Origin of the sequence: Kitasatospora humi, from assembly GCF_020907985.1 — a bacterium.
Lineage (GTDB): Bacteria > Actinomycetota > Actinomycetes > Streptomycetales > Streptomycetaceae > Kitasatospora > Kitasatospora humi.
Genome location: NZ_JAJJPA010000034.1, coordinates 35,626 through 53,898, shown reverse-complemented (window position 1 = coordinate 53,898; position 18,273 = coordinate 35,626). Strand labels below are relative to the sequence as shown.

At 75.0% G+C, this 18,273-nt stretch carries 16 protein-coding genes; 9 read left to right on the top strand and 7 right to left on the bottom strand.

Annotation, left to right across the window (positions count from 1 at the left end; genetic code table 11):
* Positions 1–117 precede the first annotated feature (117 nt).
* A complete protein-coding gene (gene icmB, locus LN042_RS26280; protein ID WP_230053853.1) occupies positions 118–525 on the top strand; it encodes a coenzyme B12-dependent isobutyryl CoA mutase small subunit in 408 nt (135 codons plus the stop codon).
* Between the two features lie 148 nt (positions 526–673).
* Here the strand turns inward: icmB and LN042_RS26275 are convergent, their stop codons facing one another.
* The 3 genes from LN042_RS26275 to LN042_RS26265 are packed head-to-tail and all read right to left on the bottom strand — an operon-like array spanning position 674 to position 4,177.
* Positions 674–2,260, bottom strand: a complete 1,587-nt coding sequence (locus LN042_RS26275; protein ID WP_230053852.1) for a DUF5691 domain-containing protein — start codon at positions 2,258–2,260, stop codon at positions 674–676.
* The gene (locus tag LN042_RS26270; RefSeq protein WP_230053851.1) at positions 2,257–3,576 is read right to left on the bottom strand and encodes an SWIM zinc finger family protein; all 1,320 of its coding nucleotides are present in this window, start codon (positions 3,574–3,576) and stop codon (positions 2,257–2,259) included. The genes LN042_RS26275 and LN042_RS26270 overlap by 4 nt, the downstream gene beginning before the upstream one ends.
* 34 nt (positions 3,577–3,610) lie before the next feature.
* On the bottom strand, positions 3,611–4,177 hold the full coding sequence (locus tag LN042_RS26265) for a Uma2 family endonuclease (protein ID WP_230053850.1): 567 nt from the start codon (positions 4,175–4,177) through the stop codon (positions 3,611–3,613).
* Between the two features lie 203 nt (positions 4,178–4,380).
* On the opposite strand from LN042_RS26265, the gene LN042_RS26260 reads away from it, so the two are divergent.
* The 6 genes from LN042_RS26260 (at position 4,381) to LN042_RS26235 (ending at position 12,957) form a co-directional block, all read left to right on the top strand.
* Positions 4,381–5,481, top strand: coding sequence for an ATP-binding protein (locus LN042_RS26260; protein ID WP_230053849.1), 1,101 nt, complete (start codon positions 4,381–4,383; stop codon positions 5,479–5,481).
* A gap of 68 nt (positions 5,482–5,549) precedes the next feature.
* On the top strand, positions 5,550–7,916 hold the full coding sequence (locus LN042_RS26255) for a DUF5682 family protein (protein WP_230053848.1): 2,367 nt from the start codon (positions 5,550–5,552) through the stop codon (positions 7,914–7,916).
* A 13-nt stretch (positions 7,917–7,929) separates the two neighbouring features.
* On the top strand, positions 7,930–9,102 hold the full coding sequence (locus LN042_RS26250) for a VWA domain-containing protein (RefSeq protein WP_230053847.1): 1,173 nt from the start codon (positions 7,930–7,932) through the stop codon (positions 9,100–9,102).
* Positions 9,103–9,344: 242 nt separating this feature from the next.
* A complete protein-coding gene (gene sucC / locus LN042_RS26245) occupies positions 9,345–10,517 on the top strand; it encodes an ADP-forming succinate--CoA ligase subunit beta (protein WP_230053846.1) in 1,173 nt (390 codons plus the stop codon).
* An 18-nt stretch (positions 10,518–10,535) separates the two neighbouring features.
* Positions 10,536–11,429: a succinate--CoA ligase subunit alpha gene (gene sucD, locus LN042_RS26240; protein ID WP_230053845.1), complete on the top strand. Its 894-nt coding sequence runs from the start codon at positions 10,536–10,538 to the stop codon at positions 11,427–11,429.
* A 157-nt stretch (positions 11,430–11,586) separates the two neighbouring features.
* Positions 11,587–12,957 (top strand): cell division protein PerM, encoded by a 1,371-nt coding sequence (locus LN042_RS26235; protein WP_230053844.1) that lies wholly within the window; start codon positions 11,587–11,589, stop codon positions 12,955–12,957.
* Positions 12,958–12,985: 28 nt separating this feature from the next.
* On the opposite strand, the gene LN042_RS26230 is transcribed toward LN042_RS26235, so the two are convergent.
* Positions 12,986–13,690 carry a hypothetical protein gene (locus LN042_RS26230; RefSeq protein WP_230053843.1) on the bottom strand — a complete coding sequence of 235 codons (705 nt, stop codon included), beginning with the start codon at positions 13,688–13,690 and terminating at the stop codon, positions 12,986–12,988.
* Positions 13,691–14,081: 391 nt separating this feature from the next.
* On the opposite strand from LN042_RS26230, the gene purN reads away from it, so the two are divergent.
* Positions 14,082–14,789, top strand: a complete 708-nt coding sequence (gene purN / locus LN042_RS26225) for a phosphoribosylglycinamide formyltransferase (protein ID WP_372495822.1) — start codon at positions 14,082–14,084, stop codon at positions 14,787–14,789.
* 69 nt (positions 14,790–14,858) lie between these two features.
* Positions 14,859–16,439, top strand: a complete 1,581-nt coding sequence (gene purH / locus LN042_RS26220; protein WP_230053841.1) for a bifunctional phosphoribosylaminoimidazolecarboxamide formyltransferase/IMP cyclohydrolase — start codon at positions 14,859–14,861, stop codon at positions 16,437–16,439.
* Positions 16,440–16,511: 72 nt separating this feature from the next.
* Here purH and LN042_RS26215 read toward each other — a convergent pair whose 3' ends face one another.
* The 3 genes from LN042_RS26215 to LN042_RS37810 all read right to left on the bottom strand — a co-directional run bounded on the left by LN042_RS26215 (position 16,512) and on the right by LN042_RS37810 (position 18,199).
* Positions 16,512–16,946 carry an RDD family protein gene (locus tag LN042_RS26215; RefSeq protein ID WP_230053840.1) on the bottom strand — a complete coding sequence of 145 codons (435 nt, stop codon included), beginning with the start codon at positions 16,944–16,946 and terminating at the stop codon, positions 16,512–16,514.
* A gap of 79 nt (positions 16,947–17,025) precedes the next feature.
* Positions 17,026–17,715 carry an RDD family protein gene (locus tag LN042_RS26210; protein ID WP_230053839.1) on the bottom strand — a complete coding sequence of 230 codons (690 nt, stop codon included), beginning with the start codon at positions 17,713–17,715 and terminating at the stop codon, positions 17,026–17,028.
* 73 nt (positions 17,716–17,788) lie between these two features.
* Positions 17,789–18,199 (bottom strand): DUF2752 domain-containing protein, encoded by a 411-nt coding sequence (locus LN042_RS37810; protein ID WP_230053838.1) that lies wholly within the window; start codon positions 18,197–18,199, stop codon positions 17,789–17,791.
* Positions 18,200–18,273: the final 74 nt, after the last annotated feature.

Sequence of the window (18,273 nt, the reverse complement as noted above, 5' to 3'; positions counted from 1 at the left end):
GTCCGCCGGTCCTGGGCTGTGATTTTCTCATCACTTTGGCTCGGGGACGGTGGACCCGGGGGCACGGGCGCTAACCTCCCCTCAGGTCGGTTATTGCTGGTTAACGTGGAGGCAGTGATGGGTGTGTCTGGCCCGATCCGGGTCGTGGTCGCCAAGCCGGGGCTCGACGGCCACGACCGGGGCGCCAAGGTGATCGCTCGCGCACTGCGCGACGCCGGCATGGAGGTGATCTACACCGGCCTGCACCAGACGCCCGAGCAGGTCGTGGACACCGCGATCCAGGAGGACGCGGACGGCATCGGCCTGTCCATCCTCTCCGGTGCCCACATGACGCTCTGCGCCCGGGTGATCGAGCTGCTCAAGGAGCGCGACGCGGCCGACATCAAGGTGTTCTGCGGCGGGATCATCCCGGACGCGGACATCGCCGAGCTGAAGGCGATGGGCGTGGCGGACATCTTCACCCCCGGTACGCCCACCAGCGACGTGGTCGCCTGGGTCGAGGCCAACCTGCGTCACGCCGGCTGAGTCACCCACCAGCGGCGTGGTCGCCTGGGTCGAGGCCGACCTGCGTCACGCCGGCTGAGTCACCCACCAGCGGCGTGGTCGCCTGGGTCGAGGCCAACCTGCGTCACGCCGGCTGAGTCACCCGCGCCGGGTCGGTCCCGGCCGGGTGTCACCCCGGTGCCGCCGGGCCGGCCAGTTCCGCGAGCATCGCGGCCCGGAACCGCAGGGTCCGGGCCAGCCGGTCGAAGGTCTCGGCCCAGGCGGTGTCGGGGGCGGCGTCGGCCGCCAGCGCCGCCACGGCCGGCGCGGTGGCCGGCGCCAAGGAGCGCTCGGTCAGGCCGAGCACCCCGCTGTGGCTCCACGGGTAGGCGCCGGAGGCCGCGGCCCGCTCCAGCGCCGCCACCACCGCGGTGGACAGCGGCGGCGTCCACGGGGTGGCGCAGGCACCGAGCAGCTGGAAGGCGTCCCCCAGCCCGTGGCCGCGCAGGAACGCGGCCGTCCAGCCGGCCCGCTCGGCGGGCGGCAGCACCGCGAGCAGCTTGGCCGGCGCACCGGCCCCGCGCACCGGCCGGCCGTCCCTCGGCGCCGGACCGAGCAGCACCCGGGCCCAGCCGGTGTCGCGCTGGCGCACCGCGGCCCGGGCCCACGCCTCGTGCAGCTCCTCGCGCCACAGCGCCCCGCCGTCCGCGGCGTCGGCCACCGGCAGCGCCAGCAGCTGAGCCGGCGTCAAGCCGAAGGTGCCGGTCCAGGTGTCGAGCGGAGTGGCGGCCAGCACCTCGCCCAGCCGCCAGGCCTGCTCGCCGCGCCCGGTCGGGGAGTCGGGCGCCACGCCGTCGCGCCGCATCCGGGCCGTGACCTCGCCCGGCGGGGTGACCAGCAGCCGGCTGCCGTCCGCGGCCAACTCCACGGCGGCCAGCGCCCGCCGGGCCATCCGGCGGCCCAGCGCGGAGCCCGGCAGACCGGCCAGCAGCTCGGCGGCGGTGGCCCGCACGTTCTTGCTGCGATCGTCCAACGCGGCCTCCAGGAACGGCTCGTCGGCCAGGCTCAGACCCTCCTGCAGCGCGTCCAGGAAGAGCAGCCGGTCCTCGGCCCGCTCCCGCGCCCAACTGCCGGTCAGCAGCGCCAGCCCAGCGGCCGGATCGCGACGGCGCAGCCTGGTCAGATGGGTGACCCGCTCGGCGAACAGCCCCTCCTGCCAGATCCGGTCGGCCTCGGTGGGCGACTCGGCGGCGGTGGTGCGCAGCACGAACCGCCACTGCGGGTTCCGCTCGGCCAGCCAGCGGCCGAGCGGTCCGGCCAGCGCCACCGCGTCCGCCCGCACCTCGTTCCTGGCCCGCGCCGCCTCCAGCAGCCCGGGCACCAACGCGGCGGGCGGCCGGTAGCCGCGACTGCGGGCCTCGACCAGCCACTGCGGCAGCAACTCGGCGAGGTTGGCGGGGCCGCCACCGCCCCGGCCGGCCAGCAGCACGGTGAGCCGGCGGGCGGCGGCCTGGGGCAGCTCGGGGCGGGGGTCGGGTGCGGCGGGCACGGGCGCCCCGGTCGGGGCGGGCAGCGGCAGCAGACCGGCCCGGCGGCGCACGGTGGCCAGCGCCGCCTGCTCCAGCAGGGCGGTGGCGTGGTCCGGGCCGGCCAGCTCGGCGGCCGCCGCGCGGTAGGCGGGCGGGCCGGCGGGGGGCGGCAGGGGCCGGCGGTCGGTGCCGAGCAGGGCGGTGCCGAGCAGGGCGGACCAGTGGTCGGCAGCGGTGTCGGCGGTCATGCGGCTGCTCCCGTCGCCGGGGTGACGCTGCTCGGCCGGCCGGTGCCGTCCCACACCGTGACCGGACGGAACCCCTGGTGGCCGCACTCGCCGAAGACGGTCACCGGGTGGCCCCCGGAGACCGCCGCGAGCAGCCAGCGGGCGGCCTCGGGGGTGTCCGGGTGCAGCGGCAGGGCGTGTTGACCGCCGGACAGCAGCCAGCCGTCCGGCCCGGGCACCACGGCCACCTCCGACAGCACCACCGGCCAGGCGGTCTGCCACGGGTCGGCGGCGACCGCCTCGCCGTAGTCGGCGGCGGCATCGGCGGGGCCGCAGCCGGGCGGCGGGTCGAGCGGGCCGGGCTCGGGCACCCCGTAGGACGCACCGAGCACCGCGCGCAGCGGGGCGGCGGCCGGGTAGTAGGCCAGCTCCGCCTCCAGCACCCGGCCGACGGGCAGCGCGAGTTCGGGCAGCCGGCCGGGCGGGGCGTAGCACAGCAGCAGGGCGGGACGGCCGGTCTTGGTGCCGTGCAGCCAGATCCGGCGCTGCGTCAGCCGGTCGTCGGGCAGGTCCTGGCTGCCGAGCACCAGCCAGCGGTCGCGGACCGTGCGGCCGGCCAACAGCTCGGCGGAGTCGGTGGTGAAGCCGACCCGGGTGCGCACGGTGGCGGCCAGCGGCTCGGGCAGCTCGTCGACCCGCTGGTAGGCGGCGGCCAGCAGGTCCAGCAGGGCGATGCCGGCCAGCTGCTGGTCGCCCGTCAGCCCGGCCAGCTCGCGGGCGCCGGCGGCCAGTCCGGGGGCCTGCGCGTCGACCATCCGGGCCGCCACCTCTCCCCAGCCGCCCGCGGTGCCCGGATCGGCCAGGCCGCGCCGGATCCGGTCGGCCAGCCGCAGCCGCAGCTCCTGGGCGCCGGCCGCCACCCGGGCGGCGCGCCGCTCGGCCCGGCGGGCGGCGGCCGGGTCGGCCGGGGCGGTGCCGTGCGCGGTGCCCTCCAGCGGGCTCGGCACCCGCTCGGCCAGCCAGGAAGCCGCCCAGCCGGGCGGTTCGGTGCTGCCGGGCACCGCCTCGGGGCTCGCGGCCCACAGCAGCAGCAGGCCCAGCACGTGCCGGCAGGGGCGCTGCCGACCGGCGCACCCGCACTGCCAGTCGGGCCCGGCCGGCTCGACCACCACCCGGTACGGCGCCCTCCCGCCGCCCCGGCACAGCCCCCAGACCGCCCCCCGGCCGGCCCCGGCCAGCGCCCAGGGCGCCGGCTCGGCCAGCCGCTCGGCGGCCCGCAGCACGGCGCTGTCGGACGTCAGCGCGCGGACCCGGTCGGTGCTCCAACGTTCGTCCATGGAGGGAACGTTAGGGCGGGGGACTGACAGCGGGTCAGCGCGGCGGCTTGGGCGGGTAGACCTTGAAGGCGGAGGTGTCGAGGGGGAACGCGAACGGCTCGGGCAGCTCGATGGGTTCCCCGAACTCGCCGCGCTCGACGATCCGGTAGTCGCCGCCCCGGGCACCGGAGTGCAGCTCCCAGACACCGTCGTTCGGGTCGATGATCACGTAGAGCGGGACGCCGCTGATGGCGTACCAGAAGCGCTTCTTGGCGTAGTCGCCGTCGCGGTCGGTGGAGACGATCTCCACGGTGATGGCGGCGCGCTCGGCGGGGAACGGATTGAGGTTGTCGGCGGCCAACTCATGGGTGGTGACGGCGATGTCCGGCTTCGGCTCGAACGAGGCCTCCGGGGACACCAGGGCCTGCTCGGTCATGGCCCACCAGCCGCGTTGGATGAACTGACTCGCGGCATTGGCTTGGATGAAGTTGTGGAACGGGGCGGCGGACGGGAGCATCACGATCTTTCCGTCGATGAGCTCGACGCGGTAGGCGTCCAGCTCGGGGATCGATTCGAGCAGGCGCACCAGATCGTGTGCGTTGGTCGTCGCCATGGCGGTCATCTCCGCGCCTCCTCCAGCTCATCTTCATCGTAGCCGCGGCACCCTCCGACACCGGTGACTTGTCAGTCCCTGGGTGCAGAGTGGTTCCCGCAAGCCGGTCGCGGCGACCGCGCCGACGCCTGCCACCTGCAGTGATGCTCCCAGCCACCCACCGACCCCGGGCACCGTGCCCGCCGTGTCGGGCGACGAGGAGGAGCCCTCGAATGAGCGATGAGAAGACCACCGCACCGGTCCTGCGCGCCCACGCGGAGGAGGCGTTCGCCGGGGAGCTGGCGGCGCTGGCCGCGTCGGACGACCGGCCGCGCCCGCCGGGGTGGCGGCTGTCGCCGTGGGCGGTGGCCGCGTACCTGCTGGGCACCCGGCTGCCGGACGGCACCGTGATCACGCCGAAGTACGTGGGGCCGCGGCGGATCGTCGAGGTGGCGGTGAGCACGCTGGCCACCGACCGGGCGCTGCTGCTGCTCGGGGTGCCGGGGACGGCCAAGACCTGGGTGTCCGAGCACCTTGCGGCCGCGATCAGCGGCGACTCCACGCTGCTGGTCCAGGGCACCGCGGGCACCGCGGAGGAGGCCGTGCGGTACGGCTGGAACTACGCCCAGCTGCTGGCGAACGGTCCCAGCCGGGCCGCCCTGGTGCCCTCGCCGGTGCTCCGCGCGATGGCCGACGGCAAGATCGTCAGGGTCGAGGAGCTCACCCGGATGCCCTCCGACGTGCAGGACGCCCTGATCACCGTGCTGTCGGAAAAGACGTTGCCGATACCGGAGTTGAGCAGCGAGACTCAGGCTGTCCGCGGGTTCAACCTGATCGCCACCGCCAACGATCGCGACCGCGGAGTGCATGACGTCTCCAGTGCGCTGCGCCGCCGTTTCAACACGGTGGTCCTGCCGCTGCCGGCGACGCTCGACGACGAGGTCGAGATCGTCAGCCGACGGGTCGGGCAGCTGGGCCGCGCCCTGGAACTGCCCGAGCTGCCGGGCGGTGCGCAGGAGATCAGACGGGTGGTGACGGTCTTCCGCGAGCTGCGCGACGGCCTGACCATCGACGGCCGGACCAAGGTCCGGACCCCGACCGGCACCCTCTCCACCGCCGAGGCGATCTCGGTGGTCACCAACGGACTCGCGCTCGCCGCGCACTTCGGTGACGGCGTGCTGCGTCCGGCCGACGTGGCAACCGGCGTGCTGGGCGCGGTCGTTCGGGATCGGACGAGCGACCCGGCGGTGTGGCGCGAGTACCTGGAGGGGGTGCTGCGCGACCGGGACGGCTGGCAGGACTTCTACCGGGCGGCCCACGAACTGGCCGACTGAGCCAGGCGGTCGAAGGACGGCCGGGGCTCCGGCCGAGCAACGAAAAACAGGGGGAGAGGAACACGAAGATGACTGGCGAGGTGACCCTGCTGGGAGTGCGCCACCACGGGCCCGGTTCGGCCCGCGCGGTGGTCGCGGCACTGGCCGCGCTGCGGCCGGACGCGGTGCTGGTGGAGGGGCCCCCGGAGGCGGATCCGATCATCGCCCTGGCGGGGCGGGAGGAGATGGTGCCGCCGGTCGCGCTGCTGGCGCACGCGGTGGACGAACCGGCGCGCGCGGCGTTCTGGCCGTTCGCGGCGTTCTCGCCGGAGTGGGTGGCGATCCGCCACGCGCTGGACGCCGGCGTCCCGGTCCGGTTCATCGACCTGCCGGCCGCCACCGGCTTCGCCCTGGACCGGGCGGAATCCGCGCCAAGTCACGGTGACGGCAGGGGAATCGATCCGATCGTCCGACTGGCCGCGGTGGCCGGCCGGGCCGACGCGGAGGCCTGGTGGGAGGACGTGGTCGAGCACCGGGCCCCGGGGGAGGACCCGCTCGCCTGCTTCCACGCGGTGGCCGAGGCGATGGCCGCCCTGCGGTTCGACGATCCGGTGGGGACCCCGGGCTCGCCCGGGGTCGCCCCTGCCGGGCGGCGCGAGCAGCTGCGCGAGGCGTTCATGCGCCGGCAGCTGCGCGCCGCCCGGCGGGCGGGCCACCGGCGGATCGCGGTGGTCTGCGGCGCCTGGCACGTGCCGGCCCTGGCCACCGCGAGCGCCCCCGGCAGCGCGACCGCCGACCGGGAGCTGCTGGCCGGGCTGCCGAAGAAGGTGCGGACCGAGGTCACCTGGGTGCCGTGGACCCACCGCCGGCTGGCCCAGCACACCGGCTACGGCGCCGGCGTCGAGTCCCCCGGCTGGTACCAGCACCTGTTCGAGACCGCCGGGAGCCGGCCGGCGCGCGCCGTGGCCGGCTGGCTGGCCCGTGCCGCCGAGCTGCTGCGGGCCGCCGACCACCCGGTCTCCCCGGCCCAGGTGATCGAGGCGGTCCGGCTCGCCGAGACCCTGGCCGCCCTGCGCGGTCGGCCCCTCGCCGGGCCGGCCGAGACCATGGAGGCCGTGCGGGCGGTGCTCTGCGACGGTTCCGAGGTGGCCCTGGCCCTGGTGCACGACCGGCTGGTGGTGGGCGAGGCGCTCGGCACGGTGCCGCCCGACACCCCGACCGTGCCGCTGCAGCGCGACCTCACCCGGCTGCAGCGGTCGCTGCGGCTGCGCCCGGAGCCCGAGGAGCGCGAGCTCGTCCTGGACCTGCGCAAGGAGCTGGACGCCGACCGCTCCCGGCTGCTGCACCGGCTCCGGCTGCTCGGCCTGGGCTGGGGCACCGAGACCACCGGCCCGGGCCGCTCCACCGGCACCTTCCGGGAGAGCTGGCGGCTGCGCTGGGAGCCGGAGTTCGCGGTCCGGCTGGTGGAGGCCGCCGCCTGGGGCACCACCGTGGCCGCGGCGGCGACCGCCAAGGTGACCGAGCGGGCGGCGCGGGCCGAGCGGCTCGCCGACCTCACCCGGCTGGCCGAGCGGTGCCTGGTCGCCGCCCTGCCCGACGCCCTGCCCGCCGTGCTGCGCGCGCTCGCCGACCGCGCCGCCCTGGACACCGACACCGCACAACTGGCCGACGCCCTGCCGGCCCTGGTCCGCGCCCTGCGCTACGGCGACGTGCGCGGCACCGACGCCCGCGCCCTGCACGGTGTGGCCCGGAGTCTGGCTGACCGGATCCGCGTCGGCCTGGCCCCCGCCTGCACCGGACTGGACGCCGAGGGCGCCGCCGCCATGCGCCGGCGGATCGACGCCGTGCACACCGCCATCGGGCTGCTCGCCGAACCGGCCGACCGGTCGGTGGCGGACCGCTGGGCCGCCGCGCTGGCCGGGATCAGCCGGTGCGAGCCGGCCGCCGGGGCGGCCACCGGCGTGCCGGGCCTGCTGCGCGGCCGCGCGGTGCGGCTGCTGCTGGACGACGGGCGGCTGGACCCGGCCGCGGCCGGGCAGCGGCTGCGGCTCGCGCTCTCCCGGGCGAGCGCCCCGAGCGACGCCGCGGGCTGGGTGGAGGGCTTCCTGGCCGGCGGCGGCGCCCTGCTGCTGCACGATCCGCGGTTGCTCGCGCTGCTGGACGCCTGGCTGGCCGAGGTGCCCGAGGACGCGTTCATCGAGCTGCTCCCGCTGCTGCGGCGCACCTTCGCCGGCCTGGAGGCGGGCGTCCGGCGCGCCGTCGGGGCCAGGGTCGCCGCCGGCCCGCTCGGCGGCGCGGCACCGGCGCCGCCCGCCCCGCCCGTGGACGAGCGGCGCGCCGCCGCCGGCACGGCCACGGTGCTGCGGCTGCTCCGGCCCCACCCCGACGCCCCGAGCACCCCGACGCCGCCCGTCCGTCCGTGGATCCCCCGGCAGAGCGACCGCCGCGCCGCCTGACAGGAGCACCCGCATGACCAGTCCCACCCCCGCACCCGGCGGCGAACTGTCCGACGACGAGCGGCGGCTGCGCCGCTGGCGGCTGGTGCTCGGCGCGGAGGCGGAGAGCACCGGATGGACACCGACCGGCCGGGACGCCGCCGTCGACCGCGCCCTGGCCGCCGTCTACCGCGGCGAGCCGTCGACCGCCGGCGAGCCCGGGGGCCGCCGCACCGCCGGTCTGGGCGGCAGCGCTCCGCAGGTGGTCCGCTGGCTGGGCGACATCCGCAGCTACTTCCCGACCGGCGTGGTGCGGCTGCTCCAGCAGGACGCGATCACCAGGCTGGGCCTGGACCGGCTGCTGCTGGAGCCGGAGGTGCTGGCCGCCGTCGAGCCGGACGTCCGGTTGGTCGCCACCCTGCTGACGCTGAGGCAGGCGCTGCCGGAGAGCACCCGCCGCAGCGCCCGGGAGGTGGTCGCCGCGGTGGTGGCCGAGCTGGAGCGGCGGCTGGCCGACCGGACCAGGGCAGTGCTGACCGGCGCGCTGGACCGCAGTGCCCGCGGTGCCCGCCCGCGTCCGCACGACATCGACTGGGACCGCACCGTTCGGGCCAACCTGAAGCACTACCTGCCCGAGCGGCGCACAGTGGTGCCCGAGCGCCTGGTCGGCTACGCCCGGGCCCGGCGCGCCGCCGCCAAGGAGGTGGTGCTCTGCGTCGACCAGTCCGGTTCGATGGCCCCTTCGGTGGTCCACGCGGCCGTGTTCGGCGCGGTGCTGGCCTCGATGCCGGCCCTGGCCACCCGGTTGGTGGTGTTCGACACCTCGGTGGTCGATCTGACCGAGCACCTCGCCGACCCGGTCGACGTGCTGTTCGCGACCCGGCTCGGCGGCGGCACCGACATCGACCGGGCGCTGGCCTACTGCCAGTCCAGGATCACCCGTCCGGCGGACACCGTGCTGGTGCTGATCAGTGATCTCTACGAGGGCGGCGCCCGGGACGGGATGCTCGGCCGGGTGGCGGAGCTGACCGCGGCGGGCGTGCGGGTGGTGGTGCTGCTCGCGCTCTCCGACGAGGGCGCCCCCGCCCACGACCACGGACGGGCCGCCGCGCTGGCCGCGCTCGGGGTGACGGCCTTCGCCTGCACCCCGGACGCGTTCCCCGAGGTGATGGCCGCCGCCCTGGAGGATCGGGGGTACGGCGAGTGACACTCGTTGTGACGGTTCTCACCATGCACGGAACCGTCCCGGGTGAAGGAGTCCCGTCCCACGGGGATAACCTGCCAGACGGACGTGACGCGCGTGTTGATTGACGTGTGCGCCCGTGGCTGTGTGGGCCGCAAGGCCGTATCTTCTGCGTACCCGCACCGCCCCGACGACCCGCAGCGAAGATCCTGCCGTGGCACGCTCGTAGAGACACAATCCGCGACCACGAACAAGGACGAACACACGTGGACCTGTTCGAGTACCAGGCGAGGGACCTCTTCGCCAAGCACGGCGTGCCCGTGCTGGACGGCGAGGTCATCGAGAAGGCCGAGGACGCTGCCGCGATCGCCGAGCGCTTCGGCGGCCGCGCCGTCGTCAAGGCTCAGGTGAAGGTCGGTGGCCGTGGCAAGGCCGGTGGCGTCAAGCTCGCCGCCGACCCGGCCGACGCCGTCGCCAAGGCCGGGGCCATCCTCGGTATGGACATCAAGGGCCACACCGTCCACAAGGTGATGCTGGCCCAGACCGCGGACATCAAGGAGGAGTACTACGTCTCCTTCCTGCTGGACCGCGCCAACCGCACCTTCCTGGCGATGGCCAGCAAGGAGGGCGGCGTCGAGATCGAGGTCGTCGCCGAGGAGAACCCCGAGGCGCTCGCCAAGATCGCTGTCGACGCGAACGAGGGCTGCACCGAGGCCAAGGCCCGCGAGATCGTCGCGGCCGCCAAGTTCCCGGCCGAGATCGCGGACCAGGTCGTCGAGGTGCTGCAGAAGCTGTGGACCGTCTTCATCAAGGAGGACGCCACCCTCGTCGAGGTCAACCCGCTGGTCAAGACCGGTGACGGCACGATCATCGCGCTGGACGGCAAGGTCTCGCTGGACGAGAACGCCGACTTCCGCCAGCCGGAGCACGAGGCGCTGGTCGACCACGCCGCGGCCAACCCGCTGGAGGCCAAGGCCAAGGCCAAGGGCCTCAACTACGTCAAGCTGGACGGCGAGGTCGGCATCATCGGCAACGGCGCCGGTCTCGTGATGAGCACCCTGGACGTCGTCGCCTACGCCGGTGAGAACCACGGTGGCGTCAAGCCGGCCAACTTCCTCGACATCGGTGGCGGCGCCTCCGCCGAGGTGATGGCCAACGGCCTGGAGATCATCCTGGGCGACGCCGACGTCAAGTCGGTCTTCGTCAACGTCTTCGGTGGCATCACCGCCTGTGACGCGGTCGCCAACGGCATCGTGCAGGCCCTGGAGCTGCTGGAGGCCAAGGGCGAGGCCGTCACCAAGCCGCTGGTCGTCCGCCTGGACGGCAACAACGCGGAGCTGGGTCGCAAGATCCTCACCGACCGCAACCACCCGCTGGTGCAGCAGGTGGACACCATGGACGGCGCCGCCGAGCGCGCCGCCGAGCTGGCCAACAAGTAAGGAAGGGGACTTACAACCATGGCTATCTTCCTTACCGAGGACAGCAAGGTCATCGTCCAGGGCATGACCGGCTCCGAGGGCATGAAGCACACCCGCCGCATGCTCGCCTCCGGCACCAAGATCGTCGGTGGCGTGAACCCGCGCAAGGCCGGCACCACCGTTGACGTGGACGGCACCGAGGTGCCGGTGTTCGGCGGCGTCGCCGAGGCCATGGAGAAGACCGGTGCCGACGTCACCGTCATCTTCGTGCCGCCGGCGTTCACCAAGAGCGCCGTGGTCGAGGCGATCGACGCCGAGATCCCGCTCGCCGTGGTGATCACCGAGGGCGTCCCGGTGCACGACAGCGCCTCGTTCTGGGCCTACGCCGGCGAGAAGGGCAACAAGACCCAGATCATCGGCCCGAACTGCCCCGGCCTGATCTCCCCGGAGAAGTCGAACGCGGGCATCATCCCGGCCGACATCACCAAGTCGGGCCCGATCGGCCTGGTCTCCAAGTCCGGCACGCTGACCTACCAGCTCATGTACGAGCTGCGCGACCTGGGCTTCTCGTCCGCCGTCGGCATCGGTGGCGACCCGGTCATCGGCACCACCCACATCGACGCGCTGCGCGCGTTCGAGGCCGACCCGGAGACCAAGCTGATCGTCATGATCGGTGAGATCGGTGGCGACGCCGAGGAGCGGGCCGCGGCCTTCATCAAGGAGAACGTGACCAAGCCGGTCGTCGGCTACGTCGCGGGCTTCACCGCCCCCGAGGGCAAGACCATGGGCCACGCCGGCGCCATCGTCTCCGGCTCCTCGGGCACCGCGGCCGCCAAGAAGGAGGCCTTGGAGGCCGCCGGTGTCGCGGTCGGCAAGACCCCGTCCGAGACCGCGCGCCTGGCGCGCGAGCTCTACGGCAAGCTCGCCGGCTGATCCGCACCAGCTGACGCACCGGCAGTGCGCCCCGGACCGGTTGGTCCGGGGCGCACTGCCGTCCGGGGCCGGTCGAGCCTTTGACGGATCATCGGACCTACTGGGACACGACGGCCGGTGCGCGCAGTGGCGCGGGCGCCGGGTGGACCATGGCGGCATGACGCACCATCTGACCGGCCGTCAACCCCTGTTCCCGGCCACCCGGCCGGGCCGCGGGCCGGCGGCGGCCGGGGCCAAGGCGGCGCTGCTCGGGCTCGCGGTCACCGGCGTCCCGGTGCTGTGCTGCTGGCTGCTCTCGGCCCCGCCGCAGGACGGCGTCACGGACGCGGCGCGGCTGACCGGCGCGGTGTGGCTGCTGGCCCACGGCGGGCCGCTGGTCCGGGAACCGGGCGGCGCGCCGCTCTCGGTCACCCCGCTGACCCTCACCGCGCTCTGCGTGCTGCTGATCGCGCAGGCCGCCGCCCGGGTCGCCGCCCAGGCGCCGCCCGGTCGCACGGCGGCGGCCTGCGGGGCGCTCTGCGCGGGCTACCTCGCGGTCGCGTTGCCGGTCGCGCTCGGCTGCCGTGGCGCCGGGGCGCTGCGCGCCCAGCCGCTGCCCGACCTGCTGGCCGCCGCCGCGCTCGCCGGGTCGGCCGCCTGCCTGGGCGCCCGCCGGGGGACCGCCTGGTGGCGGGCCGGGCGACGGCGCCTGGCGGCCTGGCTGCGGCGCGGACCGCTGGTGCCCGCGCCGGCGGTGGACGGGGAGCCGCAGGAGGCGTCGCCGCGCCGGCTGCGGGCCTGGCTGGAGCACTGCCGGCCGCTGCCGGCGGGGGTGCTGCTGCCGACGGCCGGTGCCGGGCTGCTGGTGCTGCTGGCCGGCGGTGCGCTGCTGCTGGCCGCCGCCGCCGCGGTGCACTCGGTCGCCATCCAGGTGGTGGTGCGCGAGGTGGCCGCGGATAGCCTCGCCGGGCAGCTGGGACTGCTGCTCTGCTGCCTGCTGGTGCTGCCCAACGCGGCGCTCTGGGCGGTCGGCTACGCGCTCGGCCCGGGCTTCTGGCTGGGCGGCGACAGCCTGGTGGCCGCCGGTCGGGCGCACCCCGGCCCGGTGCCCGACTTCCCGCTGCTGGTGCTCACCCCCGAGTCCGGGTCGGCCTGGCAGCACCTGACCCAGGCGGTGCCGGTGCTGGCCGCCCTGACGGTGGCCGCGCTGCTGGGGCGGGCCGCCGCGGCGGGCGGAACGGCGCCGGACGGCGCCGGCGACCCGGACTCCGACCCGGACGGGCCCTGGTCGAACGCCACCACCGCCCGCACCGCGGCGGCGGTCGCGCTGCTGCTGGCCGCCGGGGTGGCGGTGGCCGGCTGGCTGGCCGGCGGCGCACTGGGCGCGGGCCGGATGGCGCGGCTCGGCCCGGCCGCCGGCTGCGGCCCGGCCGCCGCCGCGTGGTGCCTGCTGCTCGCCGTCCCCGGGGCGCCGGTGGTGCGCTGGTGGTTGCTGCGCCGGGCCCGCGCGGGGGAGGCGGACGGTGAGTGGGCGACGGCGGGGCGGTGACGGGATGCCGCCGCCGACCGGCGCCGGCTCAGTTCTGCTGGTCGGTCGCGCTCACCAGCCAGGCCGGGGCCAGGTTGTCGCAGCTCTGGGTGGCCTGCACGGTCAGCGCGTCGTTCACACAGGTGTAGTAGGGCCGGTAGGCCAGCTGCAGCAGGAAGGAGCCCAGCACCAGGGCCACCGCCACACCGCCGGTGAGCAGACCGCCCAGCGCGGCCGGCACCTGCGGGCGGCTGCGCTGGGCGTAGGGCCAGCCGGCCGGCGCAGTGGCGGTCGGGTTGCCCGGCTCGCCGGCGGCCGGCTCCCGGGTGCCGGTGCGGCGCAGCGCGCTGATGCCCCAGTAGAGCGCCAGCGCCCCGAACAGCAGGGCCAGCTCCTGCAAGCCGTAGAGGCCGCTGAACAGCGCCGCCATGCCGCTGGTCAGGCCGTACCGGGCGCGCCGGTGCACCGGGTCGGTGGGGTCGAACTTCGGCTGCGGCGGCCCCTGCGGCGGAGCCGGCCATCCGGGACCGCCACCGCCCTGCCAGTTGGGGCTCCACGGGTGCGGCGGCGGCACCGGAGGGCGGCCCGGCCCGCTGTCCGGCTGCTCCCCGCCGTCCTCGCCGTCACCGTCGGCCCGACCGCCTCCGGAGTTGCCCGCCTGCTGCGGGAGGCGCGGCTGCCACGGCTGCTCCGGGGCGTCCTGGGGCGGCGGCGCGAAGGGGTTGCGCTCGTCGCTGCTGTTGCCGCTGCTCATGTCGGTCCGGGTCCTCATCGTCGGGGGGCGTCACCGCCCGTCTGGTGGCCCCCGCGCGCGGGCGCCGCGACCCATGATCCCGCAGCCGTCCACACCCGTGCGGTCGGCCTGCCGTTGACCGGGGTCGGACCGGGGCAGCGGGGTGCTCGGAACGGTCGGCCGGGCCGGACGGGGCCCCGGCAGCGCCGACGCCGTTCGTCTACGCGCGTCAAGCAAATCCCAGGTACAACCCGCGTTCAACCAGCCGTTATCGTGGTGACGGTCAGCAGCTCACCCAGGTTCCCGGGCCTCGCAGCGCCGCGTGCGCACCGGCATCCTCCCCGGCCTTGGGCCGGGGGCCCCGACGACCGCCGACCTCCCGCCTGTCCGCAGTGGCCCCACCACCGGGTGGATGTACCAGCGGACGGCACCCGACATACGGAGACCCGCGCCCGTGGCCGCCGCACCCTCGCCCGTCTTCCCGCCCCCGTCCGGCCGTCCGGCCCGGCTGGTCGTCCTGGTGTCCGGTTCCGGCACCAACCTGCAGGCCCTGATCGACGCCGCGGCCGATCCGGCGTACGGCGCCGAGATCGTGGCGGTGGGCGCCGACCGGGGGTCGATCGCCGGACTGGAGCGGGCCGAGCGGGCGGGCATCGCCACCTTCGTCCACCGGGTCAAGGACTACGCGGACCGGGACGACTGGGACGCCGCGCTGACCGCCTCCGTCGCCGAGCGGCAGCCGGACCTGGTGGTCTCGGCCGGCTTCATGAAGATCCTCGGGCCGCGGTTCCTCGCCGCCTTCGGCGGCCGGATCGTCAACACCCACCCCGCGCTGCTGCCCGCCTTCCCCGGTGCCCACGGCGTCACCGACGCCCTCGCCTACGGGGTGAAGGTCACCGGCTGCACCGTCCACCTGGTCGACGCCGGCGTGGACACCGGGCCGATCATCGCGCAGGGCGTCGTCGAGGTGCTCGACGCCGACCACGCCGATGGCGGCGAAGCACTGCACGAGCGCATCAAGACCGTCGAGCGCCAGCTGCTCGTCGACGTCGTGGGCCGCCTGGCCCGCGAAGGTCACCGCATCGAAGACCGAAAGGTATGGATCCCGGCACATGAGTGAGCGCAGCGAACGGAACATCAGAAGGTGCGCGTTGCGCGAAGCGCCCGCCGAGCGCAGCGAGGTGGGAGCATGAGTGCCACCCACGCCACCCCTCCCGTCTCCGAGAACGTCCGCCCGATCCGTCGCGCCCTGATCAGCGTGTACGACAAGACCGGGCTGGAGGAGCTGGCCCAGGGCCTGCACGCCGCCGGGGTGGCGATCGTCTCCACCGGATCCACGGCCGGCCGGATCGCCGCCGCCGGGGTGCCGGTGACCGAGGTCTCCGAGCTGACCGGCTTCCCGGAGTGCCTGGACGGCCGGGTCAAGACCCTGCACCCGCGGGTGCACGCCGGCGTCCTCGCCGACCTGCGCCTGGAGTCGCACCGCGCGCAGCTGGCCGAGCTCGGTGTCGAGCCGTTCGACCTGGTCGTGGTGAACCTCTACCCGTTCACCGCCACCGTGGCCTCCGGCGCCACCCCGGACGAGTGCGTGGAGCAGATCGACATCGGCGGTCCGTCGATGGTCCGCGCCGCCGCCAAGAACCACCCGTCGGTGGCCGTGGTGGTCGACCCGGCCCGCTACTCGGACGTGCTCGAGGCGGTCAACGGGGGCGGCTTCGACCTGCTGACCCGCAAGCGCCTGGCGGCCGCCGCGTTCGCCCACACCGCCGCCTACGACGTCGCGGTGGCCCGGTGGTTCGAGACCTCCGGCTACACCGAGTCCGAGGAGTCGTTCCCCGCCTTCCTCGGCGCCACCTGGGACCGCGCCGACGTGCTGCGCTACGGCGAGAACCCGCACCAGAAGGCCGCGCTCTACGTCGACGGCACCGGCGGCCTGGCCGGCGCCGAGCAGCTGCACGGCAAGGAGATGTCCTACAACAACTACATGGACACCGACGCGGCCCGCCGGGCCGCGTACGACCACGCCGAGCCCGCCGTCGCCATCATCAAGCACGCCAACCCGTGCGGCATCGCCACCGGCCAGGACGTGGTCGAGGCGCACCGCAAGGCGCACGAGTGCGACCCGGTCTCGGCCTACGGCGGCGTGATCGCGGTCAACCGCACGGTCACCGCGGCGCTGGCCGAGCAGATCGCCCCGATCTTCACCGAGGTGCTGGTCGCCCCCGACTACGAGGACGGCGCCCTGGAGGTGCTGACCAAGAAGAAGAACCTGCGCATCCTGCGCGCCCCCGAGGCGCCCTGCGAGCGGCTGGAGGCCCGCCGGATCAGCGGCGGCGTGCTGCTGCAGCAGGTCGACAAGGTGGACGCGCCCGGTGACGACCCGTCGACCTGGACGCTGGCCGCCGGCGAGGCGCTGGACGAGGCCGAGCTGGCCGAGCTGGCCTTCGCCTGGCGGGCCTGCCGGTCCGTCAAGTCCAACGCCATCCTGCTGGCCAAGGACGGTGCCTCGGTGGGCGTCGGCATGGGCCAGGTCAACCGGGTGGATTCCTGCAAGCTCGCGGTGGAGCGCGCGGGGGAGCGGGCCGCCGGGTCGTACGCGGCCTCGGACGCCTTCTTCCCGTTCCCGGACGGCCCGGAGGTCCTGATCGCCGCCGGCGTCCGGGCGATCGTGCAGCCGGGCGGGTCTATCCGTGACGAGCTGGTGGTCGAGGCGGCCAAGGCGGCCGGCGTGACCATGTACTTCACCGGGACCCGGCACTTCTTCCACTGACCGGACCCGAGGAGGACCGAAGGGCCTCGGGATCGCCGATCCCGAGGCCCTTCGGGCTGAACCGCCCCGCGCTTACTGGACCTTGATGACCACGCTGCTGACCAGCTTGTCGGCGAAGGTCTGCCGCTTCTCGTCCCACAGCGGCCACAGGTAGCCGATGAAGCAGGCGATGGCGTCCAGCAGGTGCAGGATGCGCCGGCCTATGCCCAGGCCGGCGCCGAGCACGGTGCCGTCGGCGAGCTTCACGGTGCGCAGCCCGACCACCATCTTGCCCGGGGTCTGGCCGCGGGTGCCCTCCAGGAAGCCGAAGACGACCAGGACGATCAACTCGACCACGTAGCCGAGGGCCTGGCCGGCCAGGCTGGCGATCCCGGCCAGCACCGCGGTGATGACGAGGTCGACCAGGCCGGACGCGAACCGCAGCGGCCAGCCGGCCAGCACCGGGGCCGGGGGCTGCGGGGTGTAGACGTAATTGGGGTCGAGGTTCGGCTGGTACGGGTTGCTCATGGTGTTCCCCTGCGCATGAACGGTGGAATGGTGCGGATGCCGGGCGCCGGCGGTGCGGCCCCGGAGACGTGGGGCGCGGTCAGGCGCGGATCACCAGGCTGTTGGTGACCTTGTCGGCGAAGCACTGGCTCTTGTCGTCCCAGAGCGGCCACAGGAAGCCCAGGCCGCACAGGAAGCTGTCCAGGACGTGCGCGAGCTTGCGGACGAACGCCATGCCGAAGCCCAGCGTGCGGCCGTCGTGCTCGCGGACCAGACGGATGTTGAGCGCCTTCTTGCCCAGGGTCTGGCCGGTGCTGCCCTCGTTGACCAGCTGCCAGATGAGCAGCCCGAGGCTGATCAGCCAGCCGACGCCCATGATCGCCAGGCCGCCGCCGCTGAGCCCGCTGGAGGCGGTGGTGTGGAACGTGGGGATGCAGGGCACCGAGTTCGGGTCGCTCGGGTCGTAGGTCGGGCAGTCGCCGGTGCTGGTGGCGGTGTGGATGGACGTCACGACCATGGCGGCGCCGATGAAGTAGCAGATCATCCCGGGCAGTCCCGTGACCAGGGCGTCGATGAACCAGGCACCCACCCGGGAGCCCCAGCCCGCCAGCACCGGCGGCGGCACCGGCGCGTAGCCGTACGCCGGTTGCGGCTGCGCATAGCCGTAGGCCGGCGCCGCCTGCTGCTGCGGGTAGCCGTAGCCCGGAGGCTGCGCGTACGGCTGCTGCGGCACGCCGTACGGCTGCTGCTGCTGTCCGTAGGGATTGTTGGGGTCGGGCGGGTAGGACACGGTGAAGCCTCCGGGCAGACGTGCACGTCGGTGGTACGGGGACGGTGGGACAGCGGGTGACACTAGCGGAGCGTCATGACAGGTGGACGCCCAGCCGATTGAGCTGCCAGACCCAGGCGACGACCAGGGCGGTGGCGATCACCGCCGAGCGCCGACGGCTCGTCAGCGCCCACCAGCGGGCGCCTGAGCCGAGCGGCGCGGTGAGCAGCCCGAGCACCGCGATCACGGTGACCGGATTGGCCGTCAGGGCGGCCGACCAGTGCGCGTGGCCGGCCTCGATGAAGACCGTGGTGCTGCCGCAGGCCGGGCACGGGATCCCCGTGAAGCGGCGCAACGGGCAGAGCACCCCGGGGTCGTGCACGTCGTGCAGGACAGCGACCCCGACGGCCGCGGTGGCGGCCAGCAGGCAGCGCAGCGCGGTGCGGGCGAGACGGACGCGGAGCGGCCCCGGCGCGGGCCGGGCGGTCTGGACCGGCGCGGTCACGGGCTTTGCTGCTGGTACGGATCGCTCACGGTCTCTTCCCCCCTGGTCAGTGCTAGCGCCTATGGTCGATCGCA

Bases quoted from the DNA above. Each gene is read 5' to 3' on its own strand.
- icmB (WP_230053853.1), top strand. From the start codon at position 118: ATGGGTGTGTCTGGCCCGATCCGGGTCGTGGTCGCCAAGCCGGGGCTC.
- LN042_RS26275 (WP_230053852.1), bottom strand. From the start codon at position 2,260: ATGACCGCCGACACCGCTGCCGACCACTGGTCCGCCCTGCTCGGCACC.
- LN042_RS26270 (WP_230053851.1), bottom strand. From the start codon at position 3,576: ATGGACGAACGTTGGAGCACCGACCGGGTCCGCGCGCTGACGTCCGAC.
- LN042_RS26265 (WP_230053850.1), bottom strand. From the start codon at position 4,177: ATGACCGCCATGGCGACGACCAACGCACACGATCTGGTGCGCCTGCTC.
- LN042_RS26260 (WP_230053849.1), top strand. From the start codon at position 4,381: ATGAGCGATGAGAAGACCACCGCACCGGTCCTGCGCGCCCACGCGGAG.
- LN042_RS26255 (WP_230053848.1), top strand. From the start codon at position 5,550: ATGACTGGCGAGGTGACCCTGCTGGGAGTGCGCCACCACGGGCCCGGT.
- LN042_RS26250 (WP_230053847.1), top strand. From the start codon at position 7,930: ATGACCAGTCCCACCCCCGCACCCGGCGGCGAACTGTCCGACGACGAG.
- sucD (WP_230053845.1), top strand. From the start codon at position 10,536: ATGGCTATCTTCCTTACCGAGGACAGCAAGGTCATCGTCCAGGGCATG.
- LN042_RS26235 (WP_230053844.1), top strand. From the start codon at position 11,587: ATGACGCACCATCTGACCGGCCGTCAACCCCTGTTCCCGGCCACCCGG.
- LN042_RS26230 (WP_230053843.1), bottom strand. From the start codon at position 13,690: ATGAGCAGCGGCAACAGCAGCGACGAGCGCAACCCCTTCGCGCCGCCG.
- purN (WP_372495822.1), top strand. From the start codon at position 14,082: ATGTACCAGCGGACGGCACCCGACATACGGAGACCCGCGCCCGTGGCC.
- purH (WP_230053841.1), top strand. From the start codon at position 14,859: ATGAGTGCCACCCACGCCACCCCTCCCGTCTCCGAGAACGTCCGCCCG.
- LN042_RS26215 (WP_230053840.1), bottom strand. From the start codon at position 16,946: ATGAGCAACCCGTACCAGCCGAACCTCGACCCCAATTACGTCTACACC.